The 20,473-nt window shown below is 68.3% G+C and carries 13 protein-coding genes and 2 tRNA genes; 7 read left to right on the plus strand and 8 right to left on the minus strand.

Annotation, left to right across the window (positions count from 1 at the left end):
• Window positions 1–124: 124 nt before the first annotated feature.
• A tRNA-His gene (locus GP2_RS00260) sits at window positions 125–197 on the minus strand.
• Window positions 198–301: 104 nt separating this feature from the next.
• A complete protein-coding gene (orn, locus tag GP2_RS00265; protein ID WP_006898432.1) occupies window positions 302–901 on the minus strand; it encodes an oligoribonuclease in 600 nt (199 codons plus the stop codon).
• Window positions 902–981: 80 nt separating this feature from the next.
• Here orn and GP2_RS00270 point away from each other — a divergent pair, with 80 nt between their 5' ends.
• Window positions 982–2,562, plus strand: coding sequence for a helicase HerA-like domain-containing protein (locus tag GP2_RS00270; protein WP_006898433.1), 1,581 nt, complete (start codon window positions 982–984; stop codon window positions 2,560–2,562).
• 53 nt (window positions 2,563–2,615) lie between these two features.
• On the opposite strand, the gene cmrA is transcribed toward GP2_RS00270, so the two are convergent.
• The 3 genes from cmrA to GP2_RS00285 form a co-directional block, all read right to left on the minus strand.
• Entirely contained in the window at window positions 2,616–3,422 is an 807-nt protein-coding gene (gene cmrA, locus GP2_RS00275; RefSeq protein WP_006898434.1) for a mycolate reductase, read from the minus strand.
• A gap of 90 nt (window positions 3,423–3,512) precedes the next feature.
• Window positions 3,513–5,576: an NADPH-dependent 2,4-dienoyl-CoA reductase gene (locus GP2_RS00280; RefSeq protein WP_006898435.1), complete on the minus strand. Its 2,064-nt coding sequence runs from the start codon at window positions 5,574–5,576 to the stop codon at window positions 3,513–3,515.
• Window positions 5,577–5,655: 79 nt separating this feature from the next.
• Window positions 5,656–6,204 (minus strand): PadR family transcriptional regulator, encoded by a 549-nt coding sequence (locus GP2_RS00285; RefSeq protein WP_006898436.1) that lies wholly within the window; start codon window positions 6,202–6,204, stop codon window positions 5,656–5,658.
• Window positions 6,205–6,343: 139 nt separating this feature from the next.
• Between GP2_RS00285 and GP2_RS00290 the strand changes: the two genes are divergently transcribed.
• A complete protein-coding gene (locus GP2_RS00290; protein WP_006898437.1) occupies window positions 6,344–7,663 on the plus strand; it encodes a uracil-xanthine permease family protein in 1,320 nt (439 codons plus the stop codon).
• 22 nt (window positions 7,664–7,685) lie between these two features.
• Here GP2_RS00290 and GP2_RS00295 read toward each other — a convergent pair whose 3' ends face one another.
• Both GP2_RS00295 and GP2_RS00300 read right to left on the minus strand, forming a co-directional pair.
• Window positions 7,686–9,416 carry an alpha/beta hydrolase gene (locus tag GP2_RS00295; RefSeq protein WP_006898438.1) on the minus strand — a complete coding sequence of 577 codons (1,731 nt, stop codon included), beginning with the start codon at window positions 9,414–9,416 and terminating at the stop codon, window positions 7,686–7,688.
• The gene (locus GP2_RS00300) at window positions 9,416–9,748 is read right to left on the minus strand and encodes a hypothetical protein (protein ID WP_157211620.1); all 333 of its coding nucleotides are present in this window, start codon (window positions 9,746–9,748) and stop codon (window positions 9,416–9,418) included. Before GP2_RS00300 ends, GP2_RS00295 begins: the two co-directional genes overlap by 1 nt.
• 210 nt (window positions 9,749–9,958) lie before the next feature.
• Here GP2_RS00300 and GP2_RS00305 point away from each other — a divergent pair, with 210 nt between their 5' ends.
• A complete protein-coding gene (locus GP2_RS00305) occupies window positions 9,959–10,477 on the plus strand; it encodes a GNAT family N-acetyltransferase (protein ID WP_040526077.1) in 519 nt (172 codons plus the stop codon).
• Between the two features lie 159 nt (window positions 10,478–10,636).
• Here the strand turns inward: GP2_RS00305 and GP2_RS00310 are convergent.
• Window positions 10,637–10,710, minus strand: a tRNA-Arg gene (locus GP2_RS00310).
• Window positions 10,711–10,841: 131 nt separating this feature from the next.
• On the opposite strand from GP2_RS00310, the gene GP2_RS00315 reads away from it, so the two are divergent.
• The 4 genes from GP2_RS00315 (at window position 10,842) to GP2_RS00335 (ending at window position 20,425) form a co-directional block, all read left to right on the plus strand.
• Window positions 10,842–12,866 (plus strand): bifunctional copper resistance protein CopD/cytochrome c oxidase assembly protein, encoded by a 2,025-nt coding sequence (locus GP2_RS00315; protein ID WP_006898441.1) that lies wholly within the window; start codon window positions 10,842–10,844, stop codon window positions 12,864–12,866.
• Between the two features lie 200 nt (window positions 12,867–13,066).
• Entirely contained in the window at window positions 13,067–13,555 is a 489-nt protein-coding gene (locus GP2_RS00320) for a single-stranded DNA-binding protein (protein ID WP_006898442.1), read from the plus strand.
• 411 nt (window positions 13,556–13,966) lie between these two features.
• The gene (gene ettA / locus GP2_RS00330) at window positions 13,967–15,640 is read left to right on the plus strand and encodes an energy-dependent translational throttle protein EttA (protein WP_006898443.1); all 1,674 of its coding nucleotides are present in this window, start codon (window positions 13,967–13,969) and stop codon (window positions 15,638–15,640) included.
• 39 nt (window positions 15,641–15,679) lie between these two features.
• On the plus strand, window positions 15,680–20,425 hold the full coding sequence (locus tag GP2_RS00335; protein WP_040526080.1) for an NAD-glutamate dehydrogenase: 4,746 nt from the start codon (window positions 15,680–15,682) through the stop codon (window positions 20,423–20,425).
• Window positions 20,426–20,473 lie beyond the last annotated feature (48 nt).

Genomic DNA, 20,473 nt, shown 5'->3' on the forward strand with positions numbered 1-20,473 from the left:
GATCGGTGTCGCGTGCGACATCGGTTCCCGGGTCGTCAGGCCCGGATGGATGTATTGAGCGCGAAGCGGTCGGCCCGGAAACCAGAAGTGGGAGGCCGCGTGTGCGACCTCCCACTCATCAAGGGGTGGATGACGGGACTCGAACCCGCGACAGCCAGGATCACAACCTGGTGCTCTACCAACTGAACTACATCCACCATCGGCGTCTTCGACCCGGGCTTTCGCTCCTGGCCTCAGAGCCATGAACACTCTAGCGGGTAGATGCCCCGGAACACCAATCGGTATTCTGACCTGCCATTTCTCAGGCGGGTCCGAGCTTCTCGACGATCTTGGCGAGGGCATCGGTGCCAGGCCCGGGGGAGGGCACGAACGCGGCTTCCCGGTAGTAGCGCAGCTCGCGGATCGACTCGCGGATGTCGGCGAGTGCTCGGTGGGCCAGCCCCTTCTCCGGTTGACCGAAGTAGATGCGCGGGTACCAGCGGCGGCACAGCTCCTTGATCGAGCTGACGTCGACCATGCGGTAGTGCAGGTATGCGTCGAGTTCGGGCATGTCGCGGGCGATGAAGTTGCGGTCGGTGGCGATCGAGTTACCGGCAAGCGGGACGGCGCCGGGCGTCGTCACGTGCTTGCGGATGTAGTCGAGCACCATCTTCTCCGCCTCGGCCAGGGTGACCGTCGACCTGCGCACCTCTTCGGTGAGCCCGGAATCGGCGTGCATCTTCTTGACCACGTCCGGCATCGCGGCGAGCGCCTCGTCGTCGGCGTGGATGACGACGTCCACGCCGTCACCCAGGATGTTCAGGTCACCGTCGGTGACCAGCGCCGCGATCTCGATCAGTTTGTCCGATTCGAGTCGCAGTCCGGTCATCTCGCAATCGATCCACACCAGTTTGTCCTGCACCCGACAACCTTAGCCAACGCGGCGCGACATGACCGCCGCGGAGCCGAACCCGTGGGCACCTCGCGGGCTATCGTGTCCACGTGACCGAAGCCCTCAGCCCTGCCCAGTCCATCGCCGCCGGCTACGCCTTCACCTCGACCTCACTGGAACTCGGATCGGTGTCGGTGGACGGCCAGGTCGATCCCGCCGCCGCCGTGCGCATCCCGCTCGCGATGATGAACCGGCACGGACTCGTCGCGGGCGCCACCGGCACCGGCAAGACCAAGACCCTGCAGCTGCTGGCCGAGCAGCTCTCCGCGAACGGCGTGCCGGTGGTCATGGCCGACATCAAGGGCGACCTGTCGGGACTGAGCCGGCCGGGCAGCAGCAACGACAAGATCGTCGAACGGTCACAGCAGACCGGCGATGACTGGCAGCCCACGTCGTACCCGGTGGAGTTCGTCTCGCTCGGCTCGACCGGCATCGGCGTACCCATCCGCGCGACGATCACGTCGTTCGGGCCGATCCTGCTCTCCAAGGTGCTCGGCCTCAACGCCACGCAGGAATCCACCCTCGGACTCATCTTCCACTGGGCCGACAAGAAGGGGCTGCCGCTGCTCGACCTGAAGGACCTGCGGTCGGTCATCGCGTTCCTCACCAGTGACGAGGGCAAGGAGGAGCTGAAGAACATCGGCGGCGTCTCGCGGCAGACGGCCGGGGTCATCCTGCGGGCCCTGACCAACCTCGAGGCCGACGGCGGCGACACGTTCTTCGGCGAGCCAGAGATCGAGCCCGCCGACCTCATCCGCCTCGCCCCGGACGGCCGCGGCATCGTCACCCTCTTCGAGCTCGGCGCGCAGTCCGCGCGCCCGGTGCTGTTCTCCACGTTCCTGATGTGGATTCTCGCCGATCTGTTCCAGTACCTGCCCGAGGTCGGCGACCTCGACAAGCCCAAGCTCGTCTTCATCTTCGACGAGTCGCACGTGCTGTTCGACGACGCGTCGAAGGCGTTCGTCGACCAGGTGGAGCAGACGGTGAAACTGATCCGCTCGAAGGGCGTGGGTGTGTTCTTCTGCTCGCAGCTGCCCACCGACATCCCCAACGAGGTGCTCTCGCAACTCGGCGCACGAATTCAGCACGCGTTGCGCGCCTTCACCCCCGACGACCAGAAGGCGCTGAAGAAGACGGTCAAGACCTATCCGGTCTCCGAGGTCTACAAGCTCGAGCAGGTGCTGACCTCGCTGGGCACCGGCGAGGCCGTCGTGACGGTGCTGTCGGAGAAGGGCTCGCCGACGCCGGTCGCGTGGACCGTGGTCCGCGCACCGCGTTCGTCGATGGAGGCGATCGGCGACGAGGCGATCACCGCGGCCGCCAAGGCGAGCCCGCTGTACGCGAAGTACGGGCAGACGATCGACCGCGAGTCCGCCTACGAGAAACTCGCCGCGAACACCCTGTCCCCGGGCGAGGACGCCGATACCCCGGCGCCCGCGCCCATCCCCGTTCCTGCACCGGCGCCCGCTCCCGCCCCGAGGGCGCCGAAGCCCGCTCCGGAGGAGCCCGGCATCCTCACCGAGGTGCTCACGAGCAAGCCGATGCAGAGCTTCCTGCGGTCGGCGGCCAGCGCCGCCGGTCGGGAGTTCAGCCGGGCGATCTTCGGGACGGGGCGTCGCCGGAAGCGGTGAGCGCGCCGGCGGTGTGGGCTTCGTGAGCGCTCACCCGGCGCGGTGTCGGATCGTCACTCGGCGCTGAACTTCTTGTAGAAGCCGCCGACGATCGGCGCCACGATGGCGCGCGGGGTGTAGCCGCCGGCCACCGACATCGCCTTCGACAGAGTGCCGGGCACGATGCGCATCTTGTTGTGCTCCAACGCATCCAGGCTCATCTCGGCCACCTTCGCCGAGCTGTGCCACAGGAAGTCGGGCACCACCTTGTCGACGATCGAGGCCTCCTCGGGCGACGGGGTGTGGGTGCGCACCGGGCCGGGGGCCAGCAGCGTGACGTGCACGCCCTGACCGGAGACCTCACCACGGAGCGACTCGCTGAACGTGTTGACGAAGGCCTTCGACGCCGCATACGTCGCGTTGTTGGGGATCGGCATGTTGCCCGCGGCCGAACCGACCATCAGGATGCCGCCGGCGCCGCGCTCGACCATCTGCGGGAGCACCGCGAGCGTCAGATCGTGAACGGCGTTGACGTTCAGCCGGACCTGGGCGCGCTCGTAGTCGGGGTCGAGTTCGGCGACCGGCCCGAAGGTGGCGATGCCGGCGTTGTTGCACAGGACCGAGATCTCGCGTCCGGCGAACTCGGCGGCGAGGACCTCGACCCTGGCGGGGTCGGACAGATCGACCGCGCGGACCTCGACGGCGACGTCGTGGTTGCTGCGCAGTTCGACGGCGAGTTCTTCGAGGAGTTCGCCGCGGCGGGCGACGAGGATGACCGAATGGCCGCGGGCGGCGAGGACCCGGGCGAGCTCGCGTCCGATGCCGGAGGAGGCCCCGGTGACGACGGCGCGGGCGTTTTCAGAAGGCGGCGGTACCGGCATGTGCGCAATCGTAACCGCCGTTGCGTCCGGGTCCGTGGAGGAGTCGGGACGCAACGGCGGTGACGCGAGTGGGGTGAGATGACCGAGCGGTCAGTCGATCCCGGCGGCCACCTCGGTGCCCTGTCGGATGGCCCGCTTGGCGTCGAGTTCGCCCGCGTAGTCGGCGCCGCCGATGACGTGGGTCGTCACGCCCGCGAGGGTCAGCGGATCGACGAGGTCGCGCACCGACTCCTGGCCGGCGCAGATGACCACGTTGTCGACCTCGAGGAGGCGGGTCTCGGTCACGTTGCCCTCGTCGTCGCGGAAGCTCAGGTGCAGGCCCTGGTCGTCGATCTTGTCGTAGGTCGCGCCGCTGATCTGCTCGACGCCCTTCATCTTCATCGTCGCCCGGTGGACCCACCCGGTGGTCTTGCCGAGGGACTTGCCCTGCTTACCGGGCTTGCGCTGCACCATGTAGACCTGGCGGGCGGGCGGCAGCGGGCGCGGCTTGGTGACGTAGCCGGGCTTCTCCGGGTCGTCGGTGACGCCCCATTCCTGTTCCCATTCCTTCAGGTTCAGCGTCGGGGACTCGTCGGTGACGAGGAACTCGCTGACGTCGAAGCCGATGCCGCCGGCGCCGATGACGGCGACGCGCTTGCCGATCTCGCGGTGCCCGAGGACGGCGTCGGCGTAGGACATGACCATCGGATGGTCGACGCCGGGGAAATCCGGGATGCGCGGCACCACGCCGGTCGCGACGATCACGTCGTCGAACTTCTCCGCGATCAGGGTGTCGGCGTCGACGCGGGTGTTCAGCCGCAGGTCGATGCCGAGGACCTCGATCCTGCGGGTGAAGTAGCGGATGGTCTCGTTGAACTCCTCCTTGCCCGGGATGCGGGCGGCGATGGAGAACTGGCCGCCGATGCTGTCTCCTCCCTCGAAGAGAGTGACCTTGTGGCCGCGCTCGGCGGCCGAGACCGCCGCCGACAGACCCGCCGGGCCGGCGCCGACGACCGCGACGCGCTTGGCCTTGCGGGTCGGGCTGAGGACCAGGGTGGTCTCGCGGCCCGCGCGCGGATTCACCAGGCACGAGACCTTCTTGCCGACGAAGGCGTGGTCGAGGCAGGCCTGGTTGCAGCCGATGCAGGTGTTGATCTCGTCGGCGCGACCCTCGCGGGCCTTGTTCGCCAGGTACGGGTCGGCGAGGAACGGACGCGCCATCTGGATGGCGTCGACCCGGCCGTTGGCGAGGATCTCCTCGGCGAACTCCGGGGTGTTGATGCGGTTGGCCGCGATCAGGGGGATCGACACCTCGTCGCGCAGACGCTCGGTGAACTTCACGAACGCGCCGCGGGGGACCGAGGTGACGATGGTCGGGACCTGGGCCTCGTGCCAGCCGATGTCGGTGTTGATGGCGTCGACGCCGAACTCCTCGGCCTTGCGGGCCATCAGCGCGATCTCGTCCCAGGTCTGACCGTTGCGGATGAGGTCGGCGACCGACTGGCGCAGGATGACCGGGAAGTCGCGTGGGACCTGGCGGCGGATCTCCTTGATGACCTCCACCAGGAAACGCTGCCGGTTCTCGGTGTTGCCGCCCCACTTGTCGGTGCGGTCGTTGGTGTGCGGGCAGAGGAACTGGTTGATGAGGTATCCCTCGCCGCCCATGATCTCGATGGCGTCGTATCCGGCCTTGCGGGCCAGCTTGGCCGAGTGGCCGAACGACTTGATGACGTGCCAGATGATCGGCTCGGTCATCTTCAGGTGCTTGAACGGGTGGATCGGCGACGGCTCGGTGCCCGGCGCGACCTTGAACGGGGTGTACCCGTAGCGGCCGGCGTGGATGAGCTGCATCGCGATCTTGCCGCCCTCGTCGTGGACCGCCTTGGTGACACGCTGGTGGCGCCGCCAGTCGAGGGCGTTGGTCATCTTGCCGCCGGCGAACGCGAGCAAACCGGTGCGGCTGGTGCCGAAACCGCCCGTGATGATCAGTCCCGCACCGCCTTTCGCGCGCTCGGCAAAGTATGCGGCGAGCTTGTCGGTGTCCCAGAGTCGGTCTTCGAGGCCGGTGTGCATGGAGCCCATCACCAGGCGGTTCTCGATGGTCATCCCGCCGATCTGCAGCGGCGTGAACAGGTGCGGATAGTGCGGATTGGGTTGTGCCGTGTGGGCTGACATGACGCGACCTTTCATCTGGTTGTCGTCGGGACGTTCGGTGAGACGGTCAATCTGAGGGGAGTTCGGGTTCGGATGGTGTTCAGCCACCGGCGAGTTCGCGCTCGAGGGCCGGGATGACCTCGTCGCACCATTCGATGTAGCCCTGCTCTTGTAGGATGCCGCCGCGCAACACCAGGTACTGGTGCAGCTTGCGGCCGGTGAGGGACTCGGGCTCGGGGTAGTACTCGGCCTGGAATCCCTCGTACAACTTCAGTTGGGCGACGTGGGCGTCGCGGTGTGCCTTCAGTTCGCCGATGATCGCGGCGAGGTCGCCGAACTCGGCGGCGCGCAGTTTGACCCCGATGTCGCTGCGCAGGGGCTGCAGGGGAGTGGGGCTCATCGCCCACTCGGCCAGGGCTTCTCGACCGGCGTCGGAGATCGTGTAGACCTTCTTGTCCGGCCGGCCGTCCTGGCTGATCGACTCGACGCTGACGAGTCCGTCGTCGAGGAGCTTCTTCAGCGTGCGATAGATCTGCTGGTGGGTGGCCGACCAGAAGTAGCCGATCGACCGGTCGAACTGTTGGCCGATCTCGTAGCCCGTGCCCGGTCGCTCCGCCAGCGAGACCAGGATCGCGTGTTCGAGCGCCATGTGGGCACGCTAACACTGCAACAGCGCACTATGCAACAAGGTGTATATAACTCTTGTTGCATATGGATTTGTGCAGCACGCCGTGCCGGAAGGGTGAGCCGCCGCGCGGCGCGCAGGCCGGTGTCGCAGACTGTTCGGCATGACCGAACCGGAGAAGGGCTCCCGGAACTTCCTGTCCTGGACACTCACCACCAACACCGTTGTCGCTCCGGAAGAGCGACTGACCTGGCCGCGGACCGCGAGCATCGGATTGCAGCATGTGATCGCGATGTTCGGCGCCACCTTCCTCGTCCCGGTGCTCACCGGGTTCCCGCCGTCGACGACGCTGCTGTTCTCCGGCATCGGCACGATCCTGTTCCTGCTGATCACCAAGAACCGCCTGCCCAGTTACCTCGGCTCGAGTTTCGCGATCATCGCGCCGGTCACGGCGGCGGTGGCCTCCGACGGAGCGTCCTCGGCGCTCGGCGGCCTGGTGGCCGTCGGCGCGCTCCTGGTCGTCATCGGCCTGATCTGCCACTTCGCGGGGGTCCGGTGGATCGAGGTGCTGATGCCGCCGGTGGTCACCGGCACGATCGTCGCGCTGATCGGTCTCAACCTCGCACCCGCAGCGAAGAACAACTTCGTGGCAGACCCGGTGCTGGCGACGATCGTCCTGGTCCTGCTCGTCGCGTCGGCGGTGCTGTTCCGCGGGCTGCTGGGCAGGCTCGCGATCTTCGTCAGCGTCGTCTTCGGGTACCTGCTGGCGGTGGTGCTCGACTGGATCGACCCCGACAACGACTACATCGACACCTCGGGCATCGCCGGCGCCGCATGGATCGGCTTGCCCGACTTCCAGACCCCGACCTTCGAGCTCGGCGTCCTGCCGCTGTTCCTGCCGGTGGTGCTGGTCCTCGTCGTGGAGAACATCGGCCACGTCAAGTCGGTGGCGATGATGACCGGCAAGGACTACGACGACGTCATGGGTCGCGCCATCGCCGCCGACGGACTGGCGACCGTGCTCGCCGGCAGTGGCGGCGGCTCGGCGACGACCACCTACGCCGAGAACATCGGCGTGATGTCGGCGACCAAGGTGTACTCGACCGCCGCCTACTGGATCGCCGGCGCCGCCGCGATCCTGCTCGGCCTGTCGCCGAAGGTCGGCGCGGTCATCGCCGCGATCCCGCCTGGCGTCCTCGGTGGCGTGACCACCGCGCTGTACGGCCTCGTGGGCATCATCGGCGTGCAGATCTGGGTGAGCAACAAGGTCGACTTCTCCAAGCCGATCAACCAGTTCACCGCGGCCATCCCGCTCATCATCGGTATCGCCGACTACACATGGCAGATCGGCGATCTCGTGTTCGCCGGCATCTCGCTCGGGTCGGTGGCGGCCCTCGTGATCTACCACAGCATGCGTGTCATCGGCGGGTGGCGCGGAACGGCGGTCCCCGACGAGCGGCGCGAGGTTCCCGAGGCCCACTGAGCACCGGGAGCGAGCCGTCCCGTCACCGCGGCAGCCGCAGGGGTACATCGGGTATCGGAAGGGGTATCGGAAGCCTCGGGAGACCCGGGACCCTCGGCAACGGGATGTCGGGGAGCGGCCCCGGAGGACCGGCGTCGTCGAACAGGCGGGTCCACCACGGCGGCGCCGGCGGTGGTGTCGGGAGACTCGGCATCGAGGGTCTGTCTCTGCCGTGGAGAACCGGTTCCTCGCCGGTGATGACCTTGACCATGTTCTGGAAGGCGGTCGAGTCCGGATCGTTCCAGTAGCCGCCATGGGTCTTGAGTCCGCCGACGTAGGTCTTGCCGTCGATCTCGACAGTGCCGGTCGCCAATCGGGTGACGTCGGCCGTGGTGTCGGGATCGGCGCCGTGCGGGTTGAAGGGCAGGAGCTGGGAGATATGGATGGGATCTCCCGGGAAGGTGAGTGCGTACCGATCGACTCCCGCCGGGTGCGGGAGATCCAGGATGCCGGTGCCCGCCGCGGACGCGTAGATGACGCGGTCGGGCGCCAGCCCCAGTTGTTCGGCGGTTCCGACCACCGATCCGCCGTATGAGTGGCCGATGAACGTGCTCTTCGCCGCCGGGGCGTGCTCGGCGAGCTCGGCGTCGAGTTCGTGGCCGAAGACCGCCAACCGCGGGGCCATCTCGGCGGCGTACCCGGTGCTCGTGGCGGCGACGAGATCCTGCGGGAGGTCGCCGTCGAGGTAGAGGAACACCGGGCCGTCGGTCTGGGCCGCGAGCTCGGCGGCGGCGCGCCGGTTGTCACCGCCGGCCGAGTCCATGTTCGTCCCGGTGCCCGGCACATACACCGCGACGTTGCGGGTGTTGCGTCGCAGGGTTCCGACCATCTCGACCATGCGGCCGCGGGGCGTGTTCACGAAGGTGATGAACTGCCGCTCGACGAGGCCGTCGTCGCCTGCGGCGGGGTTCGGGTTCGTCGGGTCGGCAACGGGCTCGAGCATCTCGCGCAGGGTTCGGGCGCGGCGGCCCTGACCGCGACCGGCGCGGATCTCCTCGGCGAGGGCATTGCGGATGTTGACCTCGTTGGCCGGGATGCGCCACTCGAACGGCACACCCGGAAGATTGCCCATCACATGGGGATTCGCCTGGACGAGGCGCCTGACGTCGGCGGGACTCATCTTCTCGAGGACATCGCGGATCTGCGACTCGGTGAGCGAGCGGAGCATCATGACCGCATCGTCGGGGTCCATCATCGTGCCGCCCGGCAGCGTGACGTCCGGCTGGCCGTCGATCATCGACGCCAGGTCGGCGGTGTAGCCGTCCAGCCGCGTCCCGTAGAGCTCGTCGAGTTCGTCGATGGTGGAGAGTGCGGCGGTGATCTGCCCGGTGAGATCGGCGGCCGATGCGGCGCGGTCGGGGTCGGGGTGGGTCACCGTGGCGTCCTCGGCGATCCGGAACCCGCCGTCGGTGGCGGTGTCGAGAAGGCGGAGTGCGTGGTCGCGCGCATGCGTGAGAGCGACCGCCGCGTCGGACGCCTCGTCGGCGATCATCTGCAGGACGTTGCGGACCTCGTCGGCGTGGTCGTGTTCCTCGCCGACGCGCCGCTGCGCCGCGGCGTGGGTGAGCCCGCGCCAGGACCTCGCCGAGTCGAAGGCCGTCACGGCTCTGCCGACGGCGGTGTCGAGGGCCTCGGCCGCCTCGGACGCGCAGGTACCGGCGTCGGCGAACGTCTGCGGCTGCCATTTCAGCAGTGCCGGGATGGTCGGGCGCATCAGCGATCTCGCAGGGCGTCGAACGCCGTGGCCGCCTTCGTGTCGCTGGACACGGCGTCGGCCCTGAAGCGTGTGAGTGCCGCGCTCAGGTCGGTCAACCGGGTGCCGACGGAGGCGAGCGCACGTTCCGCCGGGCCGGCGGCGGCGTTCAGGGCGCGGGCCACTCGACTCGAGGGTCCGTGGGCGGCGGACAGGGGCTCGACGTCGATCGCGTGCACGGCCACGGCGTTGCTGCTCCACGACCTCACGATCGAATCTATGTCTGCCGGAGTCACGCCGAAAGTCGTTTTCTCCGTGCGGTATTCATCGCTGAGCCGGTACTGCAGGGACATGCGGTAAGAGAGTGGGAGAGGGTGTGACATGGTCCTCCAGACGCTGCTGCCCACCGAGCGGTGGTGCTCGGTTTGGACGCACCGGACGCGCTCCCGGTTCCGTGGACCGTTTCCGAAAAGCCGTCGCAGTCAGCGGGATGGTGCGGTTACGGTGGGCCCGGTGCCGCAGTGAGGGAGGTGCTCATGACCCGGCCGGAGTCATGGAGACAGATGCGGTCGCAATGGCACGCGCGGCCCGAGCGGCCCGATGACATCGGGCGGGTGCGCGAGATCAATCTCGACGCGTTCGACACCTCGGAGGAGGCCGACCTCGTCGATGCGCTGCGTGCGGACCCGGCCTGGATCGACGGGTTGTCGATGGTGGCCGTGCCCGCCGACGACACCGCCATCGGCCTTCCGGTCGGATACGCGCTGCTGACCCGATGCCACATCGACGACGTTCCCGCGCTGTGTCTGGCGCCGTGTGCCGTGCTCGGCGCGCATCAGCGGACGGGTGCCGGGTCGGTCGCGATCACCGCGGTCCTCGAGGCCGCGCGGGCCAAGGGGGAGAGCGCCGTCGTGGTGCTCGGTCACGCCGGTTACTACCCGAGGTTCGGCTTCGCGCGCGCCGTCGACCACGGGGTGCGGCTGAGTATCGAGGTGCCGGCCGAGTCGCTGATGGTGCTCAGCCTGGACGGGAGCCCGATCCCGGCGGGGATGGTGAGGTACGCGGAGCCGTTCGGGATCTGAGAGGGCAGACGCCGGCCTGAAGATCTCGAGCGTGACCGAGCTGTGCATCTGGTCACGCTCGACCGGTTCCTTTCACGCGAATGGGATCGGCGGTTGGGAAACGAGTCGGCCGAAAGGAAGAACGGGGCGGGGTCGGAGGAACCGACCCGGCGCACGCGGCGCCCCCGGCAGGACTCGAACCTGCGACCTAGGGATTAGAAGGCCCTTGCTCTATCCAGCTGAGCTACGGAGGCTTGCCGACGCGTCGTGGCGTCGAGCACAAGGAGTCTACGACATCGGTCCGCCCGTCCCGCGGATGTGCCGCACGCCACGGCCGCAGCAGGTCGGCAGCGGTGTGGGCGGGCGCCGGACCTACAGTTGAGGAATGACCCGCACGTCGACGTCCGCCCCCGCTGATCAGCAACGCGACGCGATGAACGAGCCGCGCGGCGTCGTCACCGCGATCCTGTGGGCAGGCGGGTGGCTCGCTGCGGTCATCGCGGTCGCCGTCACCGCGATCTCGGCGGCCACGGCGCTGAAGCTCACCGGCGTTCCCGACCCCGGCCCGATCACCACCTACGGACTGCCGATGCTCACCGCGATCGGCGAGTTCGCGGCCGCGATCGCTCTCGGGTCGGCGGTGTTCGCCGCGTTCTTCGTGCCGCCGCAAACCGACCACGTGCTCGACGTCGGCGGTTACCGCGCGATCAGGATCGCCGCGACGGCGTCGCTGGTGTGGTCTGTGTGCGCCGTGCTGTTGATGCCCCTGGCCGCGTCGGAGGTCAGCGGTTCGCCGTTGTCGGAGGCGATCCTGCCGAAGAACCTGATGACGGCCTACGGCCAGGTCGCCGAGGTGCGCACCTGGTTCTGGACCGCGGTGTTCGCCCTGGTCGCGGCGATGGTCGCGCGGATCATCCTCAAATGGGGCCTGACGACCATCGTCATCGGGTTCGTCGTCCTCAGCCTGATGCCGTCCGCGCTGGCCGGACACTCGTCGGCCGGCGGCGACCACGACGTCGCCACCAACAGCCTCATCCTGCACATCGTCGGTGCGACGCTGTGGCTCGGCGGGCTCGCCGCGGTCGTCGTCTACGCGCTCTCGTCGGGGAAGTGGCGGGCGCTGGCGGTTCGGCGCTTCTCGCGTGTCGCGTTCTGGTGCATTCTCGTCGTCGGGGCGAGCGGGGTGATCAATGCACTGGTCCGCGTGCCCATCGGCGAGCTGTTCGACGACACGTACGGCCGACTCGTCGTGGGCAAGATCGTCGCGCTGGCCGTCCTCGGCGCGCTCGGCGCATGGCATCGTCGCGTGACCATCGCCCAGCTCGAGTCCGAGGAGCGTCCCTCGCTGTTCGTCCGGTTCGGGCTGGTCGAACTGATGGTCTTCGCGGCGACGTTCGGTCTCGCGGTCGGTCTGAGCCGGACCCCGCCGCCGCTGATCGACACCTCGGAGATCTCCACGACGAAGAACGCGATCGGCTACGACCTCGCCGGTCCGCCCACCTTCGTCCGGTTCCTCACCGACTGGCGCTTCGACCTGATCTTCGGCACCGCCGCGATCGTCCTGGCGGTGGTCTACCTGCGCGGTGTCATCCGGCTACGGCGGCGCGGCGACGACTGGCCGGTCGGCCGCACCTTCGCCTTCCTGCTCGGATGCCTGCTGCTGCTCCTGGCCACGTCGTCGGGCCTGGGACGCTACGCGCCGGCGATGTTCAGCGTGCACATGATCTCGCACATGCTGATGTCGATGATGATCCCGGTGCTGCTGATCCTCGGCGGCCCGGTGACCCTCGCCCTGCGTGCCCTGCCGCCCGCGGGTCGCGGGAACCCGCCGGGTCCGCGCGAGTGGATTCAGACCGGGGTGCATTCGGGGTACTCGAAGTTCATCACCCATCCGCTGTTCGCGTCGGTGATGTTCGTCGGCAGCTTCTACATCCTCTACCTCGGCGGTGTCTACGAGGCGGTTGTGCAATACCACGCCGCGCACCTGCTGATGAACCTGCACTTCTTGCTGAGCGGCTACCTGTTCTACTGGCTCGTCATCGGCATCGACCCCGCGCCGCGCAACGTGGCGCCGCCGGCGAAACTCGGAATCGTGCTGGGGTCGTTGCCGTTTCACGCCTTCTTCGGCATTGCCCTGATGATGACCTCTGCGGTGATCGCCGAGTCCTACTACCGCGGACTCCAACTGCCGTGGAACTACGACCTGTTCGCCGACCAGCGCGTCGGCGGCGGAATCGCCTGGGCCGCGGGCGAGATCCCGCTGGTGGTCATCATGCTGGCGCTGCTGGTGCAGTGGCAGAAGAGCGACACCCGTCAGGCGCGCCGCTACGACCGCAACGCCGAGCGCGACCACGACTCGGAGCTGGAAAGCTACAACGACATGCTGCGCGAGCTCAACAAGCGCAGCTGAACCCCGCCGGGCTCAGGCCGGGCAGGACCTTTCGCATCCGCATGGCGCGAGCTCGGGAACGGATGTCTCGATCCGCCCGCAGATCTGTGGGTAACGGCCCGGAGTTCTCCACATCCCGATCACGACGCCGGTTGTACCGCGCGACGGGGGTGATGCTGATGCGGCCACACCACCTCGTGGCCGACCAGGAGGAGACGAGTATGTACGAGACCTTCACCACCGTCATCGGGACCGTCGTGTCCGAGCCGCGCCGCCGCCAGACCACCACCGGGGAGGACGTGATCTCCTTTCGCGTGGCGTCCAATTCACGGCGCATCGACAAGCGCACCGGGGAGTGGGTCGACGGCCCGAAGCTCTACCTGACGATCAGCTGCTGGCGCCGGCTTCTCGCCGGTGTCGGGCTCGCCGTGGCCAAGGGGCGTCCGATCATCGCGCACGGTCAGATCAAGACCAACGAGTACCCGATGCCCGACGGGTCGCGCCGGTCCGACCTGGAGATGACCGCGATCTCGGTGGGGCTGGACCTGAGCCGGTGCATCGTCACCTATCGCGGGACACCCCGGTCCGAGGTGCTGAAGTCCGAACTGCCGAAGGCCGAGGGACTGAGGTCCGGGTCGCGGGCAGCCGAGCGTCGTCTCGAGGAACGTCCGGCGGCGGAGCACACCGCCGACACCCCCTCCGCGGCCTGAACAGTTCCTTCGGTCCGGCTGCGCCCGTTGCCTGTGGTTGCGGCCGTCGGCGCCGCGCGTCGACGCGATCGCGGACGTGATGCCGGGCAGCGCATGGTCCGGGCGATGCGCTGCGCCCGGGAATTTCCCGCCACCGGTCGCCGTTGGGTTGTGCGAATCACACGTGGCGGGCGTCCCGGGGGCCGCGAGCAGGCGAACATCGACGTCGCACGCCCCGCACCGGGCTGCCGCGGCAGGCGACGGGACGCGCTCCGACGTGCTGATCGGGTGCCTGCACGAGGCGTCCGGTCACCGGGCGACCGACCCGACTGCGGACACCACTAGGCTGGAGTCCATGTATGCGCGCCGGCCGAGCGCGCAGTCGAGCATCTGCTGACATCCACCGGCATCGCAGGACCGAAGGAGTTTTTCGTGGGCGAGTTCATCTACACGATGAAGAACGTGCGCAAGGCGCACGGCGACAAGGTCATCCTGGACAACGTCACCATGTCCTTCTTCCCCGGGGCCAAGATCGGCGTCGTGGGTCCGAACGGCGCCGGCAAGTCGTCGATCCTCAAAATCATGGCCGGCCTCGACCAGCCGTCGAACGGCGAGGCGTTCCTCGACCCCGAGGCCACCGTCGGCATCCTCCTGCAGGAGCCGCCCCTCAACGAGGAGAAGACGGTCAAGGAGAACGTCGAAGAGGGCATGGGCGAGATCAAGGTGAAGCTCGACCGCTTCAACGAGATCGCCGAGAAGCTCGCCACCGACTACTCCGACGAGCTCATGGAGGAGATGGGCAAGCTCCAGGAGGACCTCGACAACGCGGACGCGTGGGACCTGGACTCGCAGCTCGAGCAGGCCATGGACGCGCTGCGTTGCCCGCCCGGCGACTCCCCGGTCACCCACCTGTCCGGTGGTGAGCGCCGCCGCGTCGCGCTGTGCAAGCTGCTGCTGAGCAAGCCGGACCTGCTGCTCCTCGACGAGCCGACCAACCACCTCGACGCCGAGTCGGTGCTGTGGCTCGAGCAGTTCCTCGCCTCGTACCCGGGCGCAGTCCTCGCCGTGACGCACGACCGGTACTTCCTCGACCACGTGGCCGAGTGGATCTGCGAGGTCGACCGCGGCAAGCTGCACCCGTACCAGGGCAACTACTCGACCTACCTGGAGAAGAAGGCCGAGCGTCTCGAGGTCCAGGGCAAGAAGGACCAGAAGCTGCAGAAGCGCCTCAAGGAGGAGCTCGCCTGGGTCCGCTCGGGCGCCAAGGCCCGCCAGACCAAGAACAAGGCCCGCCTCGCCCGCTACGAGGAGATGGCCGCCGAGGCGGAGAAGACGCGCAAGCTCGACTTCGAGGAGATCCAGATCCCGACGCCGCCGCGTCTGGGCAACGTCGTGGTCGAGGTCGAGCACCTCGACAAGGGCTTCGACGGCCGCGTCCTGATCAAGGACCTGTCGTTCACTCTGCCGCGCAACGGCATCGTCGGCGTGATCGGTCCCAACGGCGTCGGCAAGACCACGCTGTTCAAGACCATCGTCGGTCTCGAGGAGCCCGACTCGGGCACCGTGAAGATCGGCGAGACGGTCAAGCTCAGCTACGTCGACCAGAACCGCGCGAACATCGACCCCAACAAGACCGTGTGGGAGGTCGTCTCCGACGGGCTCGACTACATCGAGGTCGGCCAGAACGAGATGCCGTCGCGCGCCTACGTCAGCGCCTTCGGGTTCAAGGGCCCCGACCAGCAGAAGCCGGCCGGTGTGCTCTCCGGCGGTGAGCGCAACCGACTCAACCTGGCGCTGACCCTCAAGGAGGGCGGCAACCTGATCCTGCTCGACGAGCCGACCAACGACCTCGACGTCGAGACCCTCGGCTCGCTGGAGAACGCCCTGGAGAAGTTCCCCGGCTGCGCCGTCGTGATCAGCCACGATCGCTGGTTCCTCGACCGCACCTGTACCCACATCCTCGCGTGGGAGGGCAACGTCGAAGAGGGCAAGTGGTTCTGGTTCGAGGGCAACTTCGAGGCGTACGAGGCCAACAAGGTCGAGCGACTCGGCCCCGATGCCGCTCGACCGCACCGGGTGACCCACCGCAAACTCACCCGCGACTAATGCCCACCCCGTCCGGCACGGGTGACTAGCATCGGCGATGTGACGTCACTCGTGCCGGACGCGGTGAAGCACTACTTCAGGTCCCGGGCCGAAGGCTCGGCGATCGAGAGCGCTGCCGGGCAGGTGGTGCGTCACCTCCCGACGGCGGGACGCCGCGGTCCCGGGGAGATCATCGTCGACGTGACCGTCGGCGAGTCCGACTCGGTCGAGATCGTCGTCGTCAACGACGACATGCCGATGATGGTCGAGGCGGTCCTGGCGATCGTCGAGGCCCACGATCTCTCGGTCGAGCGGATGGACCACCCGGTGATGCCGGTCCGCCGGGACGCCGACGGGCAGATCGAGACCGTCGACGATGTGGACGGCGCGGTCTGGGAGTCCTGGATCTTCGTCGGCACCCATGCAGGTCTGCACGGGGTCGACCCGCAGCGGCTGCGGGCCGATCTCGTCGACGTCGTAGCCCGCGTCGCCGATGTCGATCGGGACACCTCACGCATGAAGGCCCGCATGACGACGGCCGCCACCGAGATGTCTGTCGCCCCGATGCGGGAGTCGACCGGCATCCGCAACACCGACCGGTACGAGTACGGCAAACTTCTCGAATGGTTCGCGGGCAACCACTTCCACCTGTTCGCCTACACCCGCGTGGGACCGGACGGACCCGCGGACGCCGACGAACGACTCGGGGTCTGGCGTTCGGACGCGGTCAACCGCGACTTCCCGCCGATCACGGCTCCGCCGCTACTGCCGCGGGCCGGCCGGGTGTTCCTGGTCACCGGCATCCAGAGATCGAACTTCCCTGTCCTGCTGCAGATCCCGACGTTCGACAGTCACGGCAACTACGACGGCGAGCATCGCTTCCTCGGCACCCTGACCTCCGCGGGACTGCACCAGACCGTGCTCGACGTCCCGGTGCTGCGCACCAGGGTGCACGACGTGCTCGTCCGCTCCGGGGTCGAGGAGGGCTCCTACGTCGGGCAGTCGATGATCGAGCTCCTGCAGACCTATCCGCTGGTCGAGATGTTCGCCACCTCCACCGACGAACTCGCCCGGCGCATCCGCGAGATGCTCGACGCGGTGTCCACCCGTTCACTGCGCCTGTTCGTGCGCACGACCGTCGACAACCGCTCGGCGATCGCCCTGATCTACCTTCCCCGGGACCGCTACAACACGCAGACGCGCCTCGCCCTGCAGCGGGTGCTGCGCGAAGAGCTGAACGGAACCGCGGTCGAGTACACCGCACGGATCAGCGAGACGCCGCTCGCGCTGCTGCAGGTCATGGTCTGCGTCGATCCCGAATCCGCCGAGCGGCTCGGTTCTCTCGAAACGGGGTCGCCGGGGCACGCCCGGCTGCAGGCGAAGCTCGCCGCCGCGATCCGCAGCTGGGACGAACGGGTCCGCGAGATCGTCACCGGCATCGAGGACCTGCCGCGACGGGTGGCCGGGGGACCGGACCTCATCCTGCGACAGCTGTCCTCGTTGTCGGCCGACTACAAGGAGCTCCGCGGGCCGCGGCAGGCGGTGGACGACCTGATCCGGGTCGTCGCCCTCGAACCCGGCGACATCGACGTGACCCTCGAGGAGGTCGACACCGGCGACGTCGAGCCGGCCGAACGATCGCGATGGCGATTCACGCTCTATCTGTGCGGGGAGTCCGCGACCCTCACCGATGTGCTGCCGGTGTTGCACAGTCTCGGTCTCGAGGTCCTCGACGAACATCCCTACGACATCCACCGAGCAGACGGAACACCGTGCTGGGCATATGAATTCGGGGTTCAGCTCGCCGAGGGGATGTCGGTCGACGCCGACCATTCCGATGACCTCGACGAGCGGTTCACCATGGCGTTCCGACAGATCTGGGCCGGCGCCGCCGAGGTCGACGCCTACAACGAACTGATCATCCGCTGCGGTCTGGACTGGCGGTCGGCGGCCATGCTGCGGGCCTACGGCCAGTACCTCAGGCAGTGCGGATTCTCCTACAGCACAAGTCATGTCGCGACCGTGCTCGGACAGCACCGGTCGATCGCGCGCGGACTCGTGGAGCTCTTCGTCGCCTCCTTCGACCCCGCATCGGCCGACGAGGAACGGCGCACGCGGGCCCGAGAGCACCTCCACGCCGACATCGGGGCCGTGCTCAACCTCGACGCCGACCGCATCGTGTCGGCGTTCGCCGCGGTCATCGAGGCCACCTCCCGCACCAACTACTTCGTCACCGACGACACGACCGGGGACTTCCGTCCGGTCATGTCGTTCAAGCTGCGTCCCCGCGAGATCCCGCAGACGCCCCAACCGCGCCCGCTGCACGAGATCTTCGTCTACTCGCCGCGAGTCGAGGGCGTGCACCTGCGTTTCGGCGCGGTGGCCCGCGGAGGTCTGCGCTGGTCGGACCGCAGGGAGGACTTCCGCACCGAGGTCCTCGGCCTGGTCAAGGCGCAGGCCGTCAAGAACGCGGTCATCGTGCCGCTCGGCGCCAAGGGCGGATTCGTCGTCAAACGACCGCCGGCGGCCACCGGCGACCCGGCGAGAGACCGCGACGCCCAGCGGACCGAGGGCATCGCCTGCTACCGCCAGTTCATCGCCGGGCTCCTCGACATCACCGACAACATCGACCGCGCGACCGGCGAGGTCGTCGGCGCCCGCGGCGTCGTGCGTCGAGACGCCGACGACACCTACCTGGTGGTCGCGGCCGACAAGGGCACCGCGTCGTTCTCCGACATCGCCAACGAGGTGGCGATGTCCTACGGATTCTGGCTGGGCGACGCCTTCGCCTCCGGCGGTTCGGCGGGCTACGACCACAAGGCGATGGGCATCACCGCGCGCGGCGCCTGGGAGTCGGTGAAACGGCACTTCCGCGAGATGGGCGTCGACACCCAGTCGCAGGACTTCACCGTCGTCGGCATCGGCGACATGAGCGGCGACGTCTTCGGAAACGGGATGCTGCTCAGCGAGCACATCCGACTCGTCGCGGCCTTCGACCACCGGCACATCTTCGTCGACCCGGAACCCGACGCGGCACGCTCCTACGCCGAGCGGCGGCGGCTGTTCGAGTTGCCGCGGTCGTCGTGGGCCGACTACGACGCCGAGCTCATCAGCCCGGGCGGCGGGGTGTGGTCGCGGGAACGCAAATCGATCCCGATCAGCCCGCAGATGGCCGCCGCGCTCGGCATCGAGGACGGGGTCGACGAGATGTCGCCGCCGGAACTGATCCGCGCCATCCTCCTCGCGCCGGTGGACCTGTTGTGGAACGGGGGCATCGGCACGTACGTGAAGGCGTCGACCGAGTCGAACGCCGAGGTGGGCGACAAGTCGAACGACGCGATCCGCGTCGACGGAAACCAGGTGCGGGCCAAGGTGATCGGCGAGGGCGGCAACCTCGGCGTCACCGAGCGCGGGCGGATCGAGTTCGACCTCGCGGGCGGCCGGATCAACACCGACGCCCTCGACAACTCGGCGGGCGTCGACTGCTCCGACCACGAGGTCAACATCAAGATCGTGCTCGACTCGGCGGTCTCCACCGGCGAGCTCGCGCCCGAGGAACGCGACCCCCTGCTGGAGTCGATGACCGACGAGGTCGCCGATCTCGTTCTCGCGGACAACATCTCCCAGAACTCCGAGCTGGGTTTCTGCCGCGCCTTCGAGCTCGACCGCGTGGAGGTGCACGCCAGCATGCTGCAGTTCCTCTCCCGCGAACGCGGCGTCGACCTGAGACTCGAGGCGCTGCCGACGCCGCGGGAGCTGCGCAAGCGGGTCGCCTCGGACCTGCACCGCGGCCTCACCTCGCCCGAGTTCGCGACCCTGATGGCGCATGTGAAGCTGCAGGCGAAAGCGGACCTGCTCGACTCCGACCTGCCCGACAACGACGTCTTCGCGCCGCGGGTCGCCGGGTACTTCCCGCAGGCGTTGCGCGAGCGGTTCGCCGACGCCATCGCCGGACACCGGCTGCGGCGCGAGATCGTGGCGACCTCCCTGGTCAACGAGGTCGTCGACCGGGCGGGTGTCACCCATCTGTTCCGGTTGGGCGAAGGGAGCGGCTGCACGACCGAGGAGGGCGTGCGCGCCTACGTGGTGGCCGCCGAGATCTTCGGCACCACCGAGCTCTTCGAGAGAATCCGGCACGCGCCGGCGCCGGTGGCGGTCGTCGACGAGATGATGCTCTACGCGCGTCGGCTGCTCTTCCGGGTGTCGAGGTGGTTGCTGGCCTTCCGCCCGCAGCCGCTCGCGCTGGCCGCCGAGATCACGCGCTACGCCGAGCGGGTCCGGCACCTGAGCAGCGTCGCCGAGCAGTGGTACGGGGAGAGTTCGCGGCGCGACGTCGCCGACCGGGCCGAGGGATACATCGAGAAGGGCGTGCCGCACGACCTCGCGCACGACGTCGCCGGGAGCCTGCACCGATTCTGCCTGCTCGACATCATCGACGCCTCCGACATCGCCGAACGCGACCCCGAGGAGGTCGGGGAACTGTACTTCGCGGTGATGGAGCACTTCGGCCTCGAGGAGCTGCTCACCGCGGTGTCCGAACTCGAGTACGGCGACCGCTGGCACGCACTGGCCCGGCTCGCGTTGCGCGACGACATGCACGGTGCGCTGCGGGCGCTGACGCTCAAGATCCTCGAGGTCAGCGAACCCGACGAGCCGACCGGGGACAAGATCGCGGAGTGGGAGGCCTCGCAGGCCAGTCGGCTCAGCCGTGTGCGGGGCGTGCTGCAGGAGATCGAGGAGACCGGCACACTCGACCTCGCCACGCTCTCCGTGGCGGCGCGCCAGCTGCGCAGCGTGATCCGCTGACGCCGGAGCCGTCTCGGTTGTCGTCCGGTATCCCGGGGCGCCGGATGC

The sequence above is a fragment of the Gordonia paraffinivorans NBRC 108238 genome, assembly GCF_000344155.1.
Taxonomy (GTDB): domain Bacteria; phylum Actinomycetota; class Actinomycetes; order Mycobacteriales; family Mycobacteriaceae; genus Gordonia; species Gordonia paraffinivorans.